The following is a 19792-nucleotide window of genomic DNA, read 5'->3' on the forward strand; positions in this document are numbered from 1 at the left end:
GACTCCTCAGTGGCCGGCCAATCCCGGCAGAAACGAGACGACGATCGAAATGGTGATCAGAACGATGATGATCCACTCCAACACCTCCATCCGCCAGGACGCGGCGCTCTCGGTCATCTTTCCGTAGATGCTGTCGAGCGTATGGAGTTTGCGGGTGATGCTGGTGTCCCAGGATTCCAGGTGAAAACGCAGCGAGAGCAGCCGGTGTACGCGGGCCAGATACTGGTCGCCGAACAGTTTGAGGGTGTTGGTGACTTGCTCGAATAAAATCGCTCCGTCCACCTGGAGTTGAGCGATGCGGCGGACGTTTGCGCGCGGCGCTCCCGGAAACCATGGACGGTCCCAGCGCCGCAGGGATGAGGCTTGATAGGCTTGATCCAAGGCCAGATCGAGCTGCTGATCCAGAAACCGCATTTCGAGCAGCTCTACATTGGCGAACTCTATCACGGCCACGACGTCCTCCATGTCCCGGCCATAGATGAGTGTCGCGTTCCAATCGATGATGGCGACATCATCGGAGCCGAACGAGATGCGTTGGTTGAGGGAGTCGTGGACCTGCTGGTCTGCGAGTTCCAGCGTCTCCGACCGGAGGAGCCGCGCGAGAGGCTGGGCAAACCCCGTCAATAGCGTGTCCGGAGCGAGAGACGGGGTGGCCTGTTCAATGTGCAGGATCACATAGTCTTCCACGAAGTCGGCAATATGAGGCCGCTCTGCGGCATCTCCGAGTCCGGTCAGGAGTTCTTCGATCCGGCGGCGGGAATCGCTCAGCAGCGCCTCATTCTCATAGAGATCCTGGCTCAGCAGTTCCAGAGAACTGAAGGGGCCTTGGAGTGGAAGACTGTAGGACACACACACGCCCCCGAAGTCGTACAGCAGCATATCCACGACCGGGCCGGTGCGGTATTGGCCGATGGCGATCGGATCGACATCGGCCGTTATCCGGAGCGGCGCCGGCGTATAGTCGAAATAGGCCGGAGCCCGCCGTTTGTGTTTCAGGCGGCTCCGTTCCGTGATGGCCGTAATGCGGCGTTCGGCTCGGGTCAGGTCGACGGAGCGGGCAATATCGTAGGCAAACAGCACGAAACAGGTTCCATGGTCGATATGAAACCCTGTCTGGGAGGAAGCTTTTGCCGCATCCGCCATGGAGAATTCCTGTCTTCCTGGCGTAAGGTGCCGGGTTCGGGACGCATAGGCACCTCACATAAGCCACTTGGGTTGAAGAAGCAAGATTGCGCCCAGTCCGACCATCACCAGGCCGCTGGTCAGCTTCAGCCAACGGCCAGCCCGTTCTTGTAGTTTCGTGCGACTCAGCGTGGCGACCGCAATTGCAACCATGACCGCATCATCGAACATGTAGGCCAGATTATAGAGGCCAAGGTACCCGTAGTATTTCCATGACGGTATCTGCTGCATGGTCAGAATCTGAGTATAGAGAGCGGGAAGCCCGGCGGTGCATAGCAGCTCGACGAGATTCACGAATCCTGCCAGGACGACGACTCCCGCCAGCGCGCCGGCGAGATGCTCGGCTTGAAGGATCTGCCTGGTGCGCGCATAGAGGCCGGGCTTGGCGGACTCGGGAATGCTCAACGAAAGGCCGCGGTGCAATGCAAAGAAGTCCTTCACATTGACGGATCCGATCAGGAACGCGATGCAGCCGAGACCGATCTGAACGGCTCTCGACAGGCCGATCAGGAGGAAGATATTCAGCCAGGCGGCCATGAAGGCAAAATAGACCAGACCGCTGACGAGGACAAAGGTTCCGGCGATGAGGGCCATCTTCCGCCGGTCTTGAAGATTGACGAGGAGTGACAGCAGAAACAGCAGGACCCACATGGCGCAGGGATTGAATCCGTCCAGCAGGCCGATCGTGATCGTAAAGAGCGGTAAGCCCAGGTCCGTGACCCGTAATTCTCCGAGCCACCGGGACTGAATACTTTCGCCGGCGGTTGGCGCGACCGGGTGTGCGGGGGGGTGATCGAGTCGTGCAAGAATCTCGCTCCCGGTTGTGTCGGCCGATTGAAAGCCAATGATCAGTTCCGAGCCGATGAGGAAGGCGGGTACGCCGAGGCTGCCCAGGCCTTGTTCGGTTCCCAAGTGTGAAAGCCGGCGGCGGGCAAGGCTGTCTTCCGCGATATCGTAGACGACTATTCGCAGCCCCGGACGTGTTTGTCGGATGTCGGCGAGGAATGATTGTGCGACTTCGCAGTGAGGGCAGCCGGATCGGACAAAAACCTCAAGGTCGGGCGCGGGTTCTCCTGACTGGGCGCTGACTCCGCAGAAGCTGATCAGGAAGAGTGCGCAACCGATCGCCGCCCTGCGAATGAGTCCGGACCAGCGTGTGTCCCGATGGTTCACCGCCGGCTAACTGACCATGTCAAAAGGAGCCATACTCCGGATATAGGACAAGACGTCCAGCATCTGCTGATCCGTTAACCTGCCTCGAAATCCGTGCATCGGGCTGAAGAGCACGCCGTTGGAAATGGTGATGAGCAGCTCCCAATCGGTTTTCGCTCGCGAGATCTGTGACTGCAAGTTGGCAGGCCTCACGATGAGGTATTGGCCGTCGGGCCCGTTGCCGTCAAGTTTAGGGCCATGGCAGCGCAGGCACTGTTGTTCGTAAATCCCTTGGCCCACTTGGAGGTTGCCGCGCGGGGTTTGCCCGGCTACCCAGGAAGATCCGAGGATGACGATACTGAGAGCGCAGATCACGGAAAATGTTCTCATAGCGGTGTGAACTCCTTTGTAGAAACGGCGTTACCGTACCACGAGTACGGAGCATCCAGCTTTGTGAACGATGCCATGCGATACGCTGCCGAGAAGAAAACGATCCACGCCTGTGCGGCCGTGCGACCCGACAATGAGTAAGTCATGTCCCATGGCCGCGGCGCAGACGGCAGAAACCGGATCGCCCATTCGGACATCGGTAGCGACCGTATAGCGCGGACCAGCCAAGGCCTGAGCCGTCTCGGCCACGATCTGTTCGGCCTGGCGCTTGTGCTCCTCAGACCAGGCTTGGTACCCCGCCATGATCTCCGGCTGGACCATGGTGAGCGACGGCACGATTGAGAGAATGGTCAGGGCTACGGGATTTCTGAAGGGATGTGCCGTGAGCCAGGTTTGCACTCGGGCGGCATCCTCGCGGCCTTCGATGGCCACGAGCACGCGCGTGACGGGTTTGGCCTTGCCTTTGACGATGAGCGTCGGGATGCGTGAGTGGAGCAGGACATGATGCGACACGCTGCCGACGAGCAACTCCGCGAGGCGCGAGTGGTCGTGCGTGCCGACGACGATGAGGTCGGCCTTCGCCGCCCTGGCGTTGTCGAGTATGAAGGCCGCGGCGTGGTGCAGCTCGGACTTGGTCTGCACGGAGGGAATGTCGGCGGGCAACACCGTTCGCCCGCGTTCGACGGCCTGGCGCCCGGCATCGATCATTGCTCGACGAAAATCGTCATACCCCTGAAGATTGGCCGCTCCGGCCAACAGGGGAGATTGAAACATTCCCAGGTCCACTCCGTGGACCAACAGCACTTCCTCCGGTTTGTATAAGAGGCCGAGTTGCTCAACGGCGGAAAACGCTTCATCGGACCAATCGACACCTGCAACAACCTTCATGGCAGCTCCCTCTATTGCATTCCCGGACTTGTGGCGGGCGGTTAGGATGTCGTCCAGTTAACCCGGACGGAGTCCTCCCCTTCGCCATAGTGAATCTCCAGCTCGCCGTGATAGGCATGCTTCAGCGCCTCGCCGATCTGTCTGGGTAAATGCGCATCCGTAGTTGAGACCACCAGCCCGTCCGGCGTGTTCTCGATGCTCATGATGCGGGCGAGCGGGTGCTCTTTATTTTCTTTCGTTTCGACATTCTTGATCACACCCATCACCTGTTCCGATTGCTGGGAGGGAAAGCTGCCTTTCAGCATAAGCACGCCCTTCGGGCGCTTGTCCTGTAACCGGTGGCAGGCGGGACAGACTGTTTCTTGTGCGCCGACCGGCGTGGCAATCCAGCTCCATCGTCCTTTATGAAAGACTGCGCTGCATTTGGGGCACACCGTCGGCTCTGCCAGCTTGCTCGGCAATTTGTACGAGTCATGTCGGTTCTCTTCGACAAAACGGTCTCGGCGGGCTTCATGGCCTCCGGCAGTGGGACTGGTGGTCATCGATCATACTCCCTTGGTTGAAGGCATGGCGGAACGTGTCCGCCTGGCATTAGGTTCACCCTGGAAGGCCTCGTTGGCCTGGTGCAGGGTGCGGATTACTTCGTCGTCCGTCACTTGGTCAAACTCCTCGAAAAAACATCCGACGGCCGCAAACGGTTCCGGGGTCGACAGAATCACGCACTCGTCGACGAGTGCACGAATGCGTTCGGCTGTCGCGGGCGGCGCGACCGGCATCGCCACGACCACGCGCAGGGGATTCAGCGCGGAGAGCGCATCCAGCGTGGCGAACAGCGTCGCCCCCGTTGCGACTCCGTCGTCGACCAGAATCACCGTCCGATGATGGAGGTGCGGTAAACCGCGCCCCTCGCGATAAAGGACCCGGCGCCGCTCAATTTCACGGCGCTGTGCGGCGATCAGCCCGTCGAGATCGTCTTGAGACAGCTGCATGGCCCGCACGGCTTCCTGGTTGAGATAGACGGCACCGGTTTCGCTCACGGCCCCCACCGCATATTCCGGCGATTCGGGCGCCGCGATCTTGCGGGTGATGAAAACGTCCAGCGGCAGATGGAGCGCCATGCTCAACTCATGCCCCACCACGACCCCTCCACGCGGAAGCGCGAGGACGACCGCGTGATGATCACCCCGATAGGCCTGCAGATGATTGGCTAACAGAATCCCGGCATGGCGACGATCGCGAAACAACATGACGCCTCCCTTGCTGCTACGTCATTCAACCAACGAGACGTACTCTAGAACTCTCCGCCGACGGCCCGCACTCCGATCAGGAGCAGCGCGATCAGCACCAGCACGCCGATCAGCCACCAGAGGTGTCGATGGCGTGGATGTACATCCGTGTGCCAGTGGATATCCCAGGGAATGTCCAAGTACCGGGGATGGCGAAACATGATCGCCTCCTTTCGGCTCAGGAGCGACTGAGGAAGTGAGAATGCTCCACCTACCTCAGTCTCACCCTGAATATTGACCGCGTACCCTACGCCACTTTCACTTCGATCGTTTTCGGTTTGGCTTTTTCCGATTTCGGCAGCCGGACGTTCAGCAACCCGTCCTTGTATTCCGCCGTCACCTTCGTCCCGTCGGCATCTTCCGGCAGGGTAAAGCTGCGCACGAAGCTCCCATAGGCGCGCTCTACGCGGTGATACTTCTTGCCCTTTTCCTCTTTCTCATACTTCCGCTCGCCGGTGATTGTGAGGACATCGTCATGCACGTTCAGCTTGATGTCTTCTTTCTTCACATCCGGCAGCTCGGCCTTGATGGCGTACTCCTTGTCGTCTTCACTGATGTCGACCACCGGTGACCATTGGGCCACGGTGATGGCCTCATTCTTGTCGGTGCTCCCAGCGGACACCCCCCGTCCCATGAGCTGCGAGAGACGCTTCTCCAACTCTTCCACTTCCTTAAAGGGACTCCAGCGGCTCATCGGTTCCCATCTCGTCAGAGTACTCATAACCTGCTCCTCCTTGCCTACACGGCGTTAGGCCTGATGCTGTGATAAGACCCGACTGGCGGCCTGCCTCTGTGGGGCCAGACCTACCTTATATCGCCCCGGTCCTTGTTGCCGAAGCGTCACCTGCCCCGACCGACTGAGCTTGTCCAACGTCAAGAACACCTGATTCCATGTGGCCTGAGGGCAACGCGCCGTTAACTCTTCTACATCGCAATCCGGAATCTGTTTGACCAACTCCAGAAGAGTGGCGTTGAGATCTTGAGCTGTTGCCATGGTGCACCTCAACCAATCGGTCTACTGCTAAAGAAGTGAAGAGCATCGACGATGCCAAAGAAAAGAGGTCACAGAAGAAATAATGTGATCAGTGGAGATTCAACGGGTTCGATCATGCGTTGAGCGCAGTCACCGCGCGGAAGCCCCAGTGACTGTTGCGTTATAGGACAGTGCCGATCGTGCGGCTGGGGAGTTGTTCGCCATTGATCTCGCACGTCTCGGCGTTATCACAGAAGTAGGAGGGGAGGTGAGACCAGGATAATCGAGAGTTCCCGCTTCTGGGCTGGACGGTGGGTTCGGAGTTTTGGTCCGGGTCAGGAGTGGAGTGGGTTCGGAGGGGTGCGCTTCCATCGTGGTGCCCGTAGGAGGCACGGCTCCGAAGAGAGCTCGAAGATCGGGGGGCGCAGGGTGATCGGACAGGGTTGGAGGTGCCGGGTCGCTCGAATTCACTTCCGCAGTGAGTGAAGGGACTGGAGAATTCCTCACAGAAGCGGGTCGCTGTGTCTCTCCGGGCGAATCGCCCGTTCGTTTTCGCGCCGGGTGCTGCCTCCACAATCCCAATCCAAGGTGAGGAAGCGACGCTCAGAAGAGTGGATGCGGTGCCGTCCCAAAGGGAAGGATCGGTTGGGATTCTCCGCCGGCGTTGCCGGTAATCTTCCAGCGGCCGTTTTCCTTCTTCAGAAAGTGCACTTCCTCGTACCAGCTATCGACCGGACTTCTCAGTTTGGTGTTCTTGGCCGTGCCCCAGACCACCCCGGTGCAGGTCATTTCGGCGGTGAGCTTGCTGCCTGCTCCCACCGTCCGGATGACGGAAAACGTATGAAAACTTTCCAGCTCTTTGTAATGCTCGAAGAGTTGCATCCAGACTTTCCTGATGTCGGCCTTTTTGAGGCCATGATAGTAATAATCATCCGAATACAACGCCATCACCCCATCAAGGTCCTGGGAGTGTATCGCTTGCTCCGCTTGCTCAAACGTAGCCAGCAATTCTTTGACTGTTTGTGAATCCACCTCCTGAATCGTGCTCGCCGTGATCTGGGTCTTGGCGACGGCGACAGCGGGCTGTGATGCCCAGAGTCCTAGCCCGAGGCACAGTGCGCCTAAGATTGAGGCTGATTGAACATTCATGGGAATCTTTCTCCTGTGCGCTATCTGTGCGTGACTGTGAGTATGAGAACTGCAAGGTAGAGACCAAGGGATCAATGAGTCAAGACGTACGATCTTCTTATGAATCCAGGGATTCTATTCTGGGAAGGTCATATGGGGCTGGTTGAGTTTGTTGCAGAAATCGCCATCGCAGGAGAAGGGTAGTGGCAAATCGCGCCAGTAAGGCAATCAACGTTGTGATCATGGGGGCCGCCGGCCGCGACTTTCATGACTTCAATATGGTGTTTCGAGCCGATCCCGGTTACCGGGTTGTTGCTTTCACTGCCACGCAGATTCCCAATATCGCGGGACGGACCTATCCTCCCGAGCTGGCAGGAGAGTTTTATCCGCGCGGGATCCCCATTGTGCCGGAAGAGAATCTGGAAACCGTGATTGCGGACCAGGCGGTTGATCAAGTGATCTTTGCTTACAGCGATGTGTCGCATGAGGAGGTCATGCATAAGGCGTCGTGTGTGCTGGCGGCAGGCGCGGAGTTCCGGTTGCTGGGGCCGCATGCCACGATGCTCCGGTCGAATAAGCCGGTGATCTCCATCTGCGCGGTGCGGACAGGAGCCGGCAAGAGTCCGGTTGCCAGGCACATTGCGGCACTGGTGAAAGAACAGGGGGTGCGGGTCGCAGTTGTCCGCCACCCGATGCCCTACGGAGACCTGGAACAACAGGCGATCCAGCGGTTTGCCACCCCTGACGATCTCCGGGATGCCCGTTGTACTATCGAAGAGCGAGAAGAGTACGAGCCCCATCTCAGGCAGGGCGACCTCGTGTTTGCCGGCGTCGACTATGAGCGGATTCTTCGCCAGGCCGAGTCTGAAGCCGACGTGATTCTCTGGGACGGGGGAAACAACGACTTCTCATTCTTTGAGTCCGATCTGGAGATCGTGCTGGTCGATCCCCATCGGGCCGGTGACGAAAGAGGTTATTTCCCAGGCGAAGTGAACCTGCTTCGTGGCGACGTCATTATCATCACAAAAATGGATACAGCCAATCCTCAGAAGCTTGCGGCGCTCCGGGCAACGATCCAGTCGATGAATCCGACGGCGATCGTGATTGATTCGACAATGCTGGTGACCGTCGATGATCCATCGCTGATTCAAGGGAAGCGGGTGCTGGTGATCGAAGATGGTCCGACAGTGACGCACGGGGGAATGGCATACGGTGCCGGCACCCTCGCGGCGAAGAGGTACGGGGCTGCGGCAATAGTGGATCCTCGATCGGCGGCGGTGGGAAGCCTTCGCGAAACCTTCCGGTCGAATCCCCACCTCGTCGGTTTGTTGCCTGCCATGGGCTACGGGGCGGAGCAAATCCTGGAATTAGAGCAGACGATCAACGCGGTGGACTGCGACCTCGTGCTCATCGCCACGCCGGTGGATTTGCGGCGACTGATCAGCCTCACGCATTCGGCCTGTCTGGTGAGCTATACGTTTGAGGAGCGTGGTTGCCGGCTTCGCGGCCTCATTGGGGAGCTTCTGACGAAAGACCGGGGCCATGCGACCCGATATTCCGGGAATCGCGAGGACCGTTCATGAAGCAGCGCCTGTCGTTTAAGAATCTGCCGAAAATCCAGGCGAAGCGATTCAAGAAGTTGAGGTTGGAAAAAGAACGGGAAGCGGCCAAAGGGGTAGTGGTGAAACCGAGCAGGAAACGGTCTCAGAAAAAAAGAAACGACAAGGCGGGGCCGTGAAGCCCGCTTCCAGGCAGCCGTAGGAGAGAAGCAGGCCACCTATGCCGGTACACAATGCGGATATCGCCGCGGACTTCGATGAGTTGGCGGACCTGCTTGAGATTGAAGGGGCCAACCCGTTCCGCATCCGCGCCTATCGTAACGCGGCGCGTACGATGCGCGATCTGCCTCAGGATGTGGCGGCGATGCTCAAGAAGGGCGAAGATCTGACCGAATTGCCGGGGATCGGCAAAGATCTGGCCGCGAAGATTCGGGAGATTGTCGAGACCGGCACAGCGGCCATGTTGGAAGAACATCGAAAGACGGTGCCGGCGACGTTGACCGAATTACTCAAAATCCCCGGTGTCGGACCGAAGCGGGTGAAAGTGCTGTACCGCGATCTCGGCATCAGGTCGCTCGACCAGTTGCGCAAGGCGGCTCAGGACGGGCGCGTGAGGGGGCTCCGGGGTTTCGGAGAAAAAACCGAACAGTATCTTCTCCATCGCCTGCAAGCCAGGTCCGGTGAGGAGCAACGGTTCAAGCTCGCGATTGCGACCCAATACGCCGACGCGCTCATCTCCTATCTCAAGGAGTCTCCAGGGGTGAAACACGTTGTCGCAGCGGGAAGCTACCGGCGGGCGAAAGAAACGATCGGGGATCTCGACATCCTGGTCACGGCTGCTCCCGGCAGTGCTGTGATGGACCGTTTTGCGTCCTACCCGGAAGTCGAAGAGGTGCTGGCGCAGGGCGCAACGAAAGCCAGCCTCCGACTTGCCTGCAAACTGCAAGTGGACGTGAGGGTGGTTCCCAAGGAGAGTTACGGGGCGGCCCTCCAATATTTCACCGGCAGCAAGGCGCACAATGTGGCGCTCCGCCAGATGGCTCAACAGCAGGGGCTCAAGATCAATGAGTATGGCGTGTTCAAGGGCGATCAATCTGTCGCGGGGGCCACGGAAGAATCGGTCTACGCGGCAGTGGGGCTGCCCTGGATCCCGCCGGAACTGCGGGAGAATCGCGGAGAGTTCGACGCGGCGCTGGCCGGACGTCTGCCTCGGCTTGTGGAGGTCGCCGATCTGAAAGGGGACCTGCATGCCCATACCAAGGCGACCGACGGTCAGAACAGCCTCAACGAAATGGCGGCGGCGGCGCGCGACCGCGGGCTGGAATATCTGGCGATCACCGAGCATTCACGACGGCTCGCGATGGCGAAAGGCCTCGATTCCAAACGGTTGTGTGAACAGCTTGAGGAGATCGATCGGCTGAACGACACCGCTATCGGCATCACGCTCTTGAAGGGGATCGAGGTGGATATTCTGGAGGACGGCAGCCTGGATCTTCCGGATGACGATCTGAGCCGGCTCGACCTGGTTGTCGGAGCCGTCCATAGCCATTTCAGGCTCTCCCGGCAGAAGCAGACCGAGCGAATTCTGCGAGCCATGGACCATCCGTATTTTACGATCCTGGCACACCCCAGCGGCCGGCTCATCGATGAACGTGCGCCGTACGATGTGGATATGCCGCGGGTGATTCGACATGCGCGCGAACGGGGCTGTTTCCTGGAGGTGAATGCGCATCCGATCCGCCTGGACCTGACCGACACGGACTGTCAGATGGCGAAAGAAGCAGGCGTCATGGTGAGTATCAACTCCGATGCCCACAGCACCCTCGACTTCGGGAATCTCCGGTACGGGGTGGGGCAGGCTCGTCGGGGATGGATGGAAAAGCACGACGTCTTGAATGCCAGGCCTCTGCAGGCGCTACGCCCGCTGCTCAAGCGGACGATGGCAGGGTAAACCGCCAAATCGCGGAGTCCCAGGACCGGCGGTCGGCTCAAGGATACGCTCATCCCGGCATCAAAAAGGGGACGCAGGTATGAATCCTTTTCCAGGATTGCGGCTCATATTGTGCAACGCGATACTTCAGCCGAGAGGAGGGAGGCGATTATGGTCAAGGTCTCAAGAAAATCCGTCGCCAAATCAGTGGGCATCGATTGCTGTCATCGCTGCGGCGGTCTCATGGTTCCGGAGCCGGTGCACGAACTCGCCTCGTACGACTGGCGTTGCGTCAGTTGCGGCGAGCGGATCGATCCGGTGATTCTCGCCCATCGACGGCAGAGCGCCGTGGAGCCGGAACGTGGATACATCGGTACTCGCCAGAGGGAATTCTCTCTCAGTTAAGTTGCGCGCCTGCTGGAATCGGGGAGCGCTGCCGCTCCCTGTCCAGGCGGGTCCGGCAGTCCCATCAGCTTCACGATAGAAAACAAGACGCAAAGATAGTACGGATTAAGAGTCCCCCGCAGGGCAGAGGTGTGCCATGTTGATGATGCACAATCATTTGCAGGAGCAGGAAAGGGGTAGCTGATGCCCACGCCGGAAGAGTTGCTCGCCAAAGCCCGGAAGCCGGCCGAAGAGGCCGTGCGGCTGCATGCGTATTACAAGGGCAAGATACAAACAGCGCCCAAGTGTCCCATTCGAGGAGTGGAGGATTTCTCGATCTGGTATACGCCGGGCGTCGCCGCTCCCTGCCGTGCGATTCAGGCTCAGCCGGATTTGGTGTATGTACACACGAATAAAGCGAATTCGATCGCAGTCATTTCAGACGGTACGAGAGTCCTCGGCCTGGGGGACATCGGACCGGAAGCCGGCTTGCCGGTCATGGAAGGTAAGGCGCTGCTGTTTAAATATCTGGGCGGGGTGGATGCGGTGCCGATCTGTCTCGGCACCAAAGATCCGGATGAAATCGTTCGCACGGTGAAGCTGCTGGAGCCGTCGTTCGGAGGGATCAATCTCGAAGATATCGCCATGCCGAAGTGCTTTCGCGTCCTGCGCGAAGCCCGTCGGCTGTGCACGATTCCGGTGTGGCATGACGACCAGCAGGGCACCGGAACGGTGGTGCTCGCGGCCTTGCTCAACGCCTTGAAGGTCGTCGGCAAACAGATCGGTCATGTCCGTATCGCGATGATCGGCATGGGTGCGGCCAATATCCCGACCTATCGGTATCTGAAGGCCAGTGGCGCGGATACAGGGAAGATCGTGGCTTGCGATCTGGGAGGAATACTTGGCCTGCATCGTCATGCCTATGAAGCGAATCCGGACTATAGCGAGCAATGGGCGGTGTGTGTGGAATCGAACAGGGATCAGCGTCGAGGAGGAATTGCCGAGGCGTTGGCCGGTGCGGATGTGTGCCTGGCCTTTGCCGCCGGCGGTATCATCAGGCCGGAGTGGGTGCGGACGATGGCCCGGGACGCCATCGTGTTTGCTTGTGCGAATCCGGTCCCTGAGATCTGGCCGTGGGAGGCGAAAGCGGCGGGTGCCCGCATTGTCGCCACGGGGCGGTCGGACTTCCCGAATCAGGTCAACAACTCCCTCGTCTTTCCTGCCGTCTTCCGCGGCACGCTCGATGTGCGGGCCGGGACCATCACCGATGAGATGGCGATGGCGGCGGCGCATGAGCTCGCACAGTATGCGGCGGACAAGGGACTCCACGACGGGTACATTCTGCCGGCGATGGATGAATGGGAGGTCGTTCCGCGAGTGGCGGTGGCAACGGCGATGAAAGCGCAAGCGCAGGGCGTCGCCCGGCTGCTGAAAACCGCCGAAGAGTTGCACCGGTCCGCGGTGGACAGGATCAGCGATGCCCGGAAGGCTCTTGCCGTCCTCACCGGCCAAGGGGTTATTCCACAGCCTCCGAATCCTGAACAGTGAGGCATCGGGCTACAGTTGACTGGTTCGAGACTCCGTTGATCCCCGGCGGAGAGTGATTAGTATAGAAGTGAGGGAGGTGGGATGGGCTTAGCGAGGGTGGCAACCTCTTTGGAGTATGGCCTGCTTTTATGCAGCCAACGTGCGGAGGACGCGGTTGTCGTGAGAGTAGTGGGTTCGGGTTCGAGGGGCGCGTCGTCAATCGTCGGTGCCACTCGGCGGGGCCGTTGATTCGAGTGTGTACGAAGTTGAGACGCGGAGCAATCAGCCTCCAGCGACTGAAGGATTGCTGAATCTGATCCCGGCCGGTGAGCGGCATCCCGCGAAGCCACATAAGGGCAGGCCCCTTTTTTATCCGCCATACATCGAGATACATACAAAAATAACCCCGCCCAGGCGGGGAAGATGAAGAGGCCGCTCATCTTGTAAGGAGATTGTCCGGGAACAAAAAAGCGGAGCGGAGGCGGGTTTGGAGAGCTTGGATCCATTCTTGAGACCTTGGAGGGATTTCAGGCTTCCCACTCGTTCGGCGGGCTTGCTCACCACCCCTTCGCTCGGTCTCTCTATCCTTGGCTGTTCCTCTCACCGAGGCCTCCACTCAGTTACAGGATAACCCTCTTCCATCCCGGGTCAAGTCAGCCCCGAAGGCCTTTGAAGCCACACTTCCCTCTTCTTCTCTTGTAGCTTTTTAGGACAGCGCCTCATCGGGTATAGAATCTTTCCACGATCTTCTTGGCCTAATCACCTGTTTCTTGGAGAAAAGTGCACGAGGGAGGTGCACGGTTAAATCTTTATCAAGTCTAACGAGTCCGGCACAGCCAATGCTTGTCTCTTGTGAGGGAGCGTTCTCTTCGGCTAGAGATCTCAGGAGGTGGCTTGTGGGAGCCAGGCGTTGGATGGTCGCATTGGACGAATCCGGTGCGGCAGAGAAGATCGTCCAGTGGATGCGGGTCTTTCCGCACCCAAGGAATACGGTTGTCACGCTGGTGCATATCCTGGGGCCGCTGGAGATTCCTGACGCGATCGGATCCACAGGTCGACAGCTTCTGCTGCAGCAGCAGGAAGCGATGATCGACACGGCTCTTGGCTGGGCGCAACGGCTGCTGCAAGAGAAGTTTGCGGCAGTGGAGGTGATCACTCGGGAGGGAGTCCCAAGTCAGGAGCTTCTTCGATTAATTCGGGAATATGAGCCGGATCTCGTGATCTCCGGGCGGGGCGGGTTCTCTCAGGTTGCGGGATTTGGATTAGGCAGCGTCTCCCATCGGTTGGTGGCCTATGCTCCCTGCTCGGTGCTCTTAGTCCCCGGCAGGGCCCAGCATGGCGGAGGTCTGCGGGTCATGCTGGCGACGGATGGTTCGGCCGATGCGCAGCGAGCGGCTCGTGTCGTAGCCACGCTGCCTGAGTTGCGCGAAATCACGGTGGTCAGTGTGGCGCGTCCGTTGGGAGCCGAAAAGCTGGTGCTCGACCGTTTTCATGACGCAGAGAGTCGAAAGATGCAGGCGAAGTTCCTCCGTCATCGGAAGGAGGTTGCGCATCAGGCCATCGAGGGGGCGCTGGAAGCACTGAAAGATGTTCAGATCCCACTTCGCACACGAGTATTGTCCGGCCATCCGGCTCACACGATTGTCCGGGCGGCGCAGCGCGAGGGGGTGGATTTGCTGGTCGTCGGATCGCGAGGGCTGACGGGTGTCAAAGCAATTTCGCTTGGAAGCGTATCCCACGCAGTGGCGCAGGTGGCGACCTGTCCCGTTCTCATCGTGAAACCATAGAAGATCAAAGAGGCATTGATGTCGATCACGTTGCGTGCGGTCCCGGTTCAGAAACCTGAGTCGGTCAACGTCGTGCTCGGCCAGGCCCACTTCATAAAGACGGTGGAGGATCTGCATGAGGCGCTCGTGACCGCTGTGCCCGGCATCAAATTCGGTCTGGCGTTCTGCGAAGCCTCGGAGTCTCGCCTGGTGCGAAGGAGCGGGACAGATCAGGCGTTGATGGCGTTGGCGCAGACCAACGCGCTGGCAATCGGCGCAGGACACAGTTTCATCGTGCTGTTGCAGGACTGTTTCCCTATCAATGTGCTGCCGGTTCTCCGCCTGGTTCCGGAAGTGTGCCAGATCTTCTGTGCGACGGCCAATCCGGTGGAGGTAATCGCGGCGGAGACTGAGCAGGGGCGTGGCATTCTCGGTGTGGTCGACGGATATCCTCCAGAGGGGATCGAAGGGGAGACCGAGATCGCCGAACGGAAAGCGCTCTTACGCCGATTCGGCTACAAGCTCTGAGGCCTAGGAGCATATGTCGAAACTCAAGCGGCCGATCTTTACGGTACAGAAACACCGGGCTTCTCACCTCCATTATGATTTCCGGCTGGAGGTCGGCGGGGTGTTGAAGTCCTGGGCGGTCCCCAAAGGCCCTTCATTGGATCCATCGGTCAAGCGGCTGGCCATTGAAGTGGAGGATCACGATCTCGACTATGCGAACTTCGAAGGTGTCATCGAAGAAGGTCATTATGGAAGCGGGCCTGTGTTGGTGTGGGATACGGGTTGGTTCGAGCCCCTTCATGCGAACCATGACATGGAGTCCCTGGCCCTGATGGTTCGTGCAGGCAAGGTGGAGGTTTCTTTGCATGGGCAACGTCTGCGTGGCGGCTTCACGTTGCTGCGCATGAAAGACCGGCCTCGGCAGTGGCTGCTCATCAAACAGCGGGACGCGGAGGCGCGTCCAGGCAGTGAGGTGGTAGAGGAACATGTCAGCTCGGTGCTGTCCGGGAGGACGATCAAAGATCTGGAAACCGCGGTCGAAGCCGGGACATTGGAGACGTATCGCTGTGGGTGAAGGGAACTGTGCGGAGGGACCAGTGGCCTCAATGGCAGAGCCAGAGTTGCCGAAGCCTTCCCGCTTGTGGAATGTGGTGCTGACAGCCAAGGACCATGAACAGCGGCACCTGGCCAGGTTGGTGAAGCCCCTGGGCGATTTCTGGTGGACTTCGTTTCTCGGAGTGCTGGTCGGACGGGTCGAGGACCACAACGCGTTCTGCGATCATCTGCGAGGCCGCGAGGCGGACACACCGGGGTTTCTCCATCCGTTGTCGAGGCTGGTACTCATCGATCGCACGTTTCCCTTCCAGGCGGAAAACCTGTCCGCCCAGCTCGAACCGGCAGTGCTGGCCTATGCGGACCGGATCGACAGCGGGTCATTCTATGTGCGGGTTGAGCGGCGGGGGCATGCGGGGGCGATCCACAGTCAGCCACTGGAGCAGGAGTTGGATCGAGTGTTGATGGAGCATTTACGGAAGCAGCGTGCTGCGCCGCGCATCGACTTCGAGGATGCGGATGCGATTGTGGCGGTGGAACTGATCGGGGACGAATGTGGCATCGGATTGATCACCCGAACGATGCGGGAGCGTTTCCCTTTCGTGAAGGTGCGGTAATCACACAGGGAGGCATGTATGACAGTGCCGAAGCATCTGGATGAGGCAGCGGTGGGGATGAAGGCGGCGGCGTTCACCGTATTCCGCGTGAGAGCAACCAGAGGGTAAGGGTAAGGCTGAGGTTAAGCATGACCGGAAACGGATCGACTCTTCCCTCAACCCCAACCTTATTTTGACAGCGAGGTGATCCATGAAAATTCTTTTTATTCTCAACGAAGCTCCCTATGGCTCCGAGAAGCCGTACAACGCACTGCGGTTGGCGATGAAGTTGCAGCGGGATCATGCCGCCGCAGAGATCCGCGTTTTTCTGATGGCGGACGCCGTCGGTGCGGCGCTCCCTGGCCAGACAACTCCGCAGGGTTATTACAACATCGAGCGGATGTTGAAGGCAGTGGTGGGCAGCCAGGGGCAAGTTAAAGCCTGCGGCACGTGCATAGAAGCGCGCGGACTGGACAAGCCGGCTCTCATCGAAGGCATCGAAGTCAGCACGATGAATCAACTGGCCCAATGGGTCGTGGACTCGGACAAAGTGCTCACCTTCTGAGTGGGAGGGTGTCGGGATTGGCGACGGCGGCAGCGACTTGATGGCCATCTTGGTGGCGCAGGAGCATACGGAACGGAGTCAGACCTTCTCTCAGAACACTGGGACTTGCATCGACGCCCGATTACTTGGGGGTTGCGGACAATGATTGAATGACGGCCGCTTCCGCGTCAAGCCAATCTTCCAGGTCATACTCTTGGCGGCATCCGCGTTGCTCTCAGAGCTCGTATGCCTTTGCCGCGATTCGTTCGCGCCGGTCTTCGGACCACACCATGAACTTCTGAGCAGACTCGGTCTTTGCAGTAGACTGTGCGGCTCCCTCCGTCCGACTCGCACCGATTGATGGCGGTACACGGCGTGATGCTCCTGACTCCTTCGTTTTCGATGACCGTATCATAGGGCTCACCTCCTTTTTGGTCTCATCAAGGGCCCGGACATCCTCTCGCCAGGAAACAGCCTCTGGCTTCCCTTGCTTCATCGTTTCAGAATTCGTGCAACACGCCACGTGGCCCATCCCATATACAGGACCAGTATGATGCCGAGCAACTCGATGAGATGGATGAGATGCCACCCTTCGATCACTTCCACCTCTACGATGATGAACAAGATGATGAACAAGATGGTTGCAAAGAGAAAGACGAGCACGTGTTGGCGGGGCATGCCGAAAACCTCCCGAAGGAATGCCCTGATCCACCCGCGCCGCTCCTTCATGTTCAATGACCTCCCCTGCGCCCCTTCTCAGTGATCGTTTCCTCAGGGTCTCCTCGCTTCTGGTTCGATGTCAACTCGTGGCAGAACGTCACCAAGTTGTCCAGACTGCAGCCTGGGTGGCGAGCGATGCTCTCGACGATCAGAGAGCGGCTGGCGTGGCACTCCGTGCCATGGCATCCCTCCTTGCATTGCCTCCGAACGACTCGGGGCTCTTTCATATGAGCAGATTGGATGCCACGGAGTGAGGTACGCTCCCCCTTGCTGTCATATCGGCATATATAGTGAATGATCCCCTACGCGCATCAAGATAGTGTGTAGTGCGTCATGCCCCCGTGACGCCTCTCTGAGGAGAATGAGCACACCACCGGGTACCATCTTGTTGCGAAACGCTCCACAGGGAAACCAGACGCTGGTAGTCTGCTGGTCGTCTCGTTCAGAGTTATGCATGGGCTGCATCAGATAGATTGTGTCTCGATGTTTGCCGTCGTTCGGCCCCCTGGCTTCATCTGGGGGCAATGACCGGCGAGTGCTTTCATCTTCAAATGGATTGACTCGGCGGACAGATAGTGGGCCATGTAATCGTCTGTCCAATTTTCCGGACAGTTCTGTCGCAATTATCGCCACGTTCCTTCCCTGTTCATGGGAGTAAAAGCGTATGATGTGGTCTCCCAATTGAACAGGTAAATATGGCATGGTGAAATAGCATGTGACGTTTTGCGGGCGGTCGGCACAATACGTGAGTGTCTCAATAGCTGGGTTTCCATAAGGCTCTCATGAGGTTCTTCGATGGAACGCTTCATCAGTACCATGCTAACCAGAGCCGCCGACGGTGCGATGCTGGCCGACGAGCAGGGCATCGTCGTGCTGTGGAACAAGGCGGCGGGGCAGTTGCTGGGGTTCCGGGCCGGTGAAGTGATCGGGTGTCCCTGTCGCGAGGTGATGCGCGGCGAGACCCTCTCCGGTCACCCGTTCTGTTCCCTCTCGTGCGCCGTCGGACACCGGCTCGGCTGCGGCGTTCGCAACTTCGATATCCAGACGCATACCAAATCCGGGAACCCCATCTGGCTGAATGTCAGCTCCTCTGCTCGTGCCTTTTCCGGGAAGAAAGACCGGTTTCGGTTCGCGCGCTTCTTTCGGGGCATTACCATGCGGATGAGAATTTTGAGCCTGTCTAAAGAACCGCATACCCTGCTTGCTATCTCCAGCGGCCATCCCTCTCGCAGGCACCAAGCGGCCTCGGAGCATCGGAAGTTCCACTTGTCGGCATTCGTGAGACTGCGCAGCGCAGGAGGGGAGGGTTGAGGCAAGCTTCGTTCGTTTTTGAGCCGGAAATGCCGGCCGCGCTTCAGTAGGTCAGCGGTTCTCCGTAGCATTGTGAGGCAGCTTCATCCGGTCTCCTGGCCCTTTCTGCGACAGCAGAAAGGGAGCTCGTCTTCGCAGTTCCCTCTCTTTCCCCGGAAATCAGGCTGAATCCATCGCATTTCTTCCTTCTCATTCCTTTGATGGATCGGCACCGTCCTTGCCTCTTACAAAATAGCCGGAGTCAGGACGCGGACGCAACAGGAGCAGGCCGGGGAAAAGGGGGACTAATGAGAAAGGCATCGTATTTCACGAGGCCCCGTGATCCAAAGACCTTGACCGTTCGGGAGGTGATGGAAGATGCGGTTTTCACGGTCAGCCCGCAGGCGAAGGGATCCGCCATTGCCGATATCTTGGCTGAGCGGAACGTCGGGAGCGTCCCTGTCGTGGAAGAGGATCGGACTCTCGTCGGTCTGGTGAGTGAATTCGACCTATTGCGCGTGATGGATGAAGGCAACGATCTCGGTCGATTGGCCGCAACGGACATCATGACGCGTGATGTTGTTACCGTCACCGAAGAGATGCCGGTCAAGGATGTGGTCCGTCTGCTTCAGGAGCGGCACCTGCTCCGAGTGCCGGTCCTGAAGGGCAAAGCCCTCGTTGGCGTGGTGGCTCGACGGGATATCGTCTTCGGGTACCTGAGAGCCACGGCCAGCTATTTGCCATGATCACAAGACGGTGTCCATGGCGATCAGTGATGCGTGATGAGTGATCGGCAGGGAACCGGACAGTAAGCCGGGGGATGCCGATTGCGATTGGCCAGCGAGGAGAGGTTCAGGGGTTGTTCCCGGACTGCCCGATGGGGACCATGCCGCCGTGGGAGAATCTCTATGGCGGGGGCGTCTAGGTGAAGCAGTTTTCTGCAATCTAGCGAGGTGCACCATGAGGATCCATCTTTCCTTCTTTGGCGCAGCTGCCGGTATCATGGCGCTGCTCTGTATGGATGCCGTACCGAGCCTGAAAGAGGCTCGAGCCGAGAGCCAGGTCCAAGGTGGCCACGAGCAGCGGATTGAGATCGTCATTGAGGATCGGACTTTCTTTCTGGCCAAGGGTGGCCCCATCCAGGTAGGGAGACCCATCGAGATCGTCTTGGAGAATCGTGATAAGGTCCGACACGGATTTACGTCATCGATGCTGACCGGGTTACTCGTTTCCGGGGAAGACGATCAGATCACCGCGTATGGGAAAGGCGTGGAGGGATTCTACGTGAATCCCGGGAAGACTCTGGTGATCCGTTTCAGGACGGAAAGGCCCGGGAGTTTTCCTTTCTACTGCGATCTCCATGAGCGCATGAAAGGGGAGCTCTATGTGCTGGAGGTCCCGACGGTTTAGAAAGGAGG

Annotated in this window: 24 protein-coding genes; 13 read left to right on the forward strand and 11 right to left on the reverse strand. The window is 58.8% G+C overall.

Annotation, left to right across the window (positions count from 1 at the left end; genetic code table 11):
* Positions 1 to 6: 6 nt before the first annotated feature.
* From Q8N04_12075 to Q8N04_12120, 10 genes are all read right to left on the reverse strand, one after another.
* On the reverse strand, positions 7 to 1143 hold the full coding sequence (locus Q8N04_12075; GenBank protein MDP3091411.1) for a hypothetical protein: 1137 nt from the start codon (positions 1141 to 1143) through the stop codon (positions 7 to 9).
* Positions 1144 to 1197: 54 nt separating this feature from the next.
* On the reverse strand, positions 1198 to 2355 hold the full coding sequence (locus tag Q8N04_12080; protein MDP3091412.1) for a glutaredoxin domain-containing protein: 1158 nt from the start codon (positions 2353 to 2355) through the stop codon (positions 1198 to 1200).
* A gap of 6 nt (positions 2356 to 2361) precedes the next feature.
* Positions 2362 to 2724, reverse strand: a complete 363-nt coding sequence (locus Q8N04_12085) for a cytochrome c (protein MDP3091413.1) — start codon at positions 2722 to 2724, stop codon at positions 2362 to 2364.
* A 30-nt stretch (positions 2725 to 2754) separates the two neighbouring features.
* On the reverse strand, positions 2755 to 3612 hold the full coding sequence (locus Q8N04_12090; GenBank protein ID MDP3091414.1) for a universal stress protein: 858 nt from the start codon (positions 3610 to 3612) through the stop codon (positions 2755 to 2757).
* A gap of 41 nt (positions 3613 to 3653) precedes the next feature.
* Entirely contained in the window at positions 3654 to 4154 is a 501-nt protein-coding gene (locus Q8N04_12095; GenBank protein ID MDP3091415.1) for a BCAM0308 family protein, read from the reverse strand.
* 3 nt (positions 4155 to 4157) lie between these two features.
* On the reverse strand, positions 4158 to 4859 hold the full coding sequence (locus Q8N04_12100; protein MDP3091416.1) for a phosphoribosyltransferase: 702 nt from the start codon (positions 4857 to 4859) through the stop codon (positions 4158 to 4160).
* Between the two features lie 44 nt (positions 4860 to 4903).
* On the reverse strand, positions 4904 to 5059 hold the full coding sequence (locus Q8N04_12105; GenBank protein ID MDP3091417.1) for a hypothetical protein: 156 nt from the start codon (positions 5057 to 5059) through the stop codon (positions 4904 to 4906).
* An 86-nt stretch (positions 5060 to 5145) separates the two neighbouring features.
* A complete protein-coding gene (locus Q8N04_12110) occupies positions 5146 to 5619 on the reverse strand; it encodes an Hsp20/alpha crystallin family protein (GenBank protein MDP3091418.1) in 474 nt (157 codons plus the stop codon).
* Positions 5620 to 5646: 27 nt separating this feature from the next.
* The gene (locus Q8N04_12115) at positions 5647 to 5892 is read right to left on the reverse strand and encodes a hypothetical protein (GenBank protein MDP3091419.1); all 246 of its coding nucleotides are present in this window, start codon (positions 5890 to 5892) and stop codon (positions 5647 to 5649) included.
* A gap of 582 nt (positions 5893 to 6474) precedes the next feature.
* Entirely contained in the window at positions 6475 to 7020 is a 546-nt protein-coding gene (locus Q8N04_12120) for a nuclear transport factor 2 family protein (protein MDP3091420.1), read from the reverse strand.
* 182 nt (positions 7021 to 7202) lie between these two features.
* Between Q8N04_12120 and Q8N04_12125 the strand changes: the two genes are divergently transcribed.
* From Q8N04_12125 to Q8N04_12170, 10 genes are all read left to right on the forward strand, one after another.
* Positions 7203 to 8582 (forward strand): cyclic 2,3-diphosphoglycerate synthase, encoded by a 1380-nt coding sequence (locus Q8N04_12125; GenBank protein ID MDP3091421.1) that lies wholly within the window; start codon positions 7203 to 7205, stop codon positions 8580 to 8582.
* Entirely contained in the window at positions 8579 to 8737 is a 159-nt protein-coding gene (locus Q8N04_12130) for a hypothetical protein (protein ID MDP3091422.1), read from the forward strand. The genes Q8N04_12125 and Q8N04_12130 overlap by 4 nt, the downstream gene beginning before the upstream one ends.
* A 41-nt stretch (positions 8738 to 8778) precedes the next feature.
* Positions 8779 to 10509: a DNA polymerase/3'-5' exonuclease PolX gene (gene polX / locus Q8N04_12135; protein MDP3091423.1), complete on the forward strand. Its 1731-nt coding sequence runs from the start codon at positions 8779 to 8781 to the stop codon at positions 10507 to 10509.
* Between the two features lie 150 nt (positions 10510 to 10659).
* Positions 10660 to 10893, forward strand: a complete 234-nt coding sequence (locus Q8N04_12140) for a hypothetical protein (GenBank protein ID MDP3091424.1) — start codon at positions 10660 to 10662, stop codon at positions 10891 to 10893.
* Positions 10894 to 11076: 183 nt separating this feature from the next.
* Positions 11077 to 12420, forward strand: coding sequence for an NADP-dependent malic enzyme (locus tag Q8N04_12145; GenBank protein MDP3091425.1), 1344 nt, complete (start codon positions 11077 to 11079; stop codon positions 12418 to 12420).
* 875 nt (positions 12421 to 13295) lie between these two features.
* Positions 13296 to 14186: a universal stress protein gene (locus Q8N04_12150; protein MDP3091426.1), complete on the forward strand. Its 891-nt coding sequence runs from the start codon at positions 13296 to 13298 to the stop codon at positions 14184 to 14186.
* Positions 14187 to 14204: 18 nt separating this feature from the next.
* Positions 14205 to 14693: an adenosine-specific kinase gene (locus Q8N04_12155; protein MDP3091427.1), complete on the forward strand. Its 489-nt coding sequence runs from the start codon at positions 14205 to 14207 to the stop codon at positions 14691 to 14693.
* A 13-nt stretch (positions 14694 to 14706) separates the two neighbouring features.
* Positions 14707 to 15246 carry a DNA polymerase ligase N-terminal domain-containing protein gene (locus Q8N04_12160; GenBank protein MDP3091428.1) on the forward strand — a complete coding sequence of 180 codons (540 nt, stop codon included), beginning with the start codon at positions 14707 to 14709 and terminating at the stop codon, positions 15244 to 15246.
* Between the two features lie 31 nt (positions 15247 to 15277).
* The gene (locus Q8N04_12165) at positions 15278 to 15841 is read left to right on the forward strand and encodes a THUMP domain-containing protein (GenBank protein MDP3091429.1); all 564 of its coding nucleotides are present in this window, start codon (positions 15278 to 15280) and stop codon (positions 15839 to 15841) included.
* Between the two features lie 190 nt (positions 15842 to 16031).
* Positions 16032 to 16385 carry a DsrE family protein gene (locus Q8N04_12170; protein ID MDP3091430.1) on the forward strand — a complete coding sequence of 118 codons (354 nt, stop codon included), beginning with the start codon at positions 16032 to 16034 and terminating at the stop codon, positions 16383 to 16385.
* 471 nt (positions 16386 to 16856) lie between these two features.
* Here Q8N04_12170 and Q8N04_12175 read toward each other — a convergent pair whose 3' ends face one another.
* On the reverse strand, positions 16857 to 17042 hold the full coding sequence (locus Q8N04_12175) for a hypothetical protein (protein ID MDP3091431.1): 186 nt from the start codon (positions 17040 to 17042) through the stop codon (positions 16857 to 16859).
* A gap of 837 nt (positions 17043 to 17879) precedes the next feature.
* Between Q8N04_12175 and Q8N04_12180 the strand changes: the two genes are divergently transcribed.
* The 3 genes from Q8N04_12180 to Q8N04_12190 all read left to right on the forward strand — a co-directional run bounded on the left by Q8N04_12180 (position 17880) and on the right by Q8N04_12190 (position 19784).
* Entirely contained in the window at positions 17880 to 18395 is a 516-nt protein-coding gene (locus tag Q8N04_12180; GenBank protein ID MDP3091432.1) for a PAS domain-containing protein, read from the forward strand.
* Positions 18396 to 18682: 287 nt separating this feature from the next.
* On the forward strand, positions 18683 to 19120 hold the full coding sequence (locus Q8N04_12185) for a CBS domain-containing protein (protein MDP3091433.1): 438 nt from the start codon (positions 18683 to 18685) through the stop codon (positions 19118 to 19120).
* A 214-nt stretch (positions 19121 to 19334) separates the two neighbouring features.
* Complete coding sequence (locus tag Q8N04_12190) at positions 19335 to 19784, forward strand: cupredoxin domain-containing protein (protein ID MDP3091434.1); 450 nt, start codon at positions 19335 to 19337, stop codon at positions 19782 to 19784.
* Positions 19785 to 19792 lie beyond the last annotated feature (8 nt).

It is taken from the genome of Nitrospira sp. (assembly GCA_030692565.1).
Lineage (GTDB): Bacteria > Nitrospirota > Nitrospiria > Nitrospirales > Nitrospiraceae > Nitrospira_D.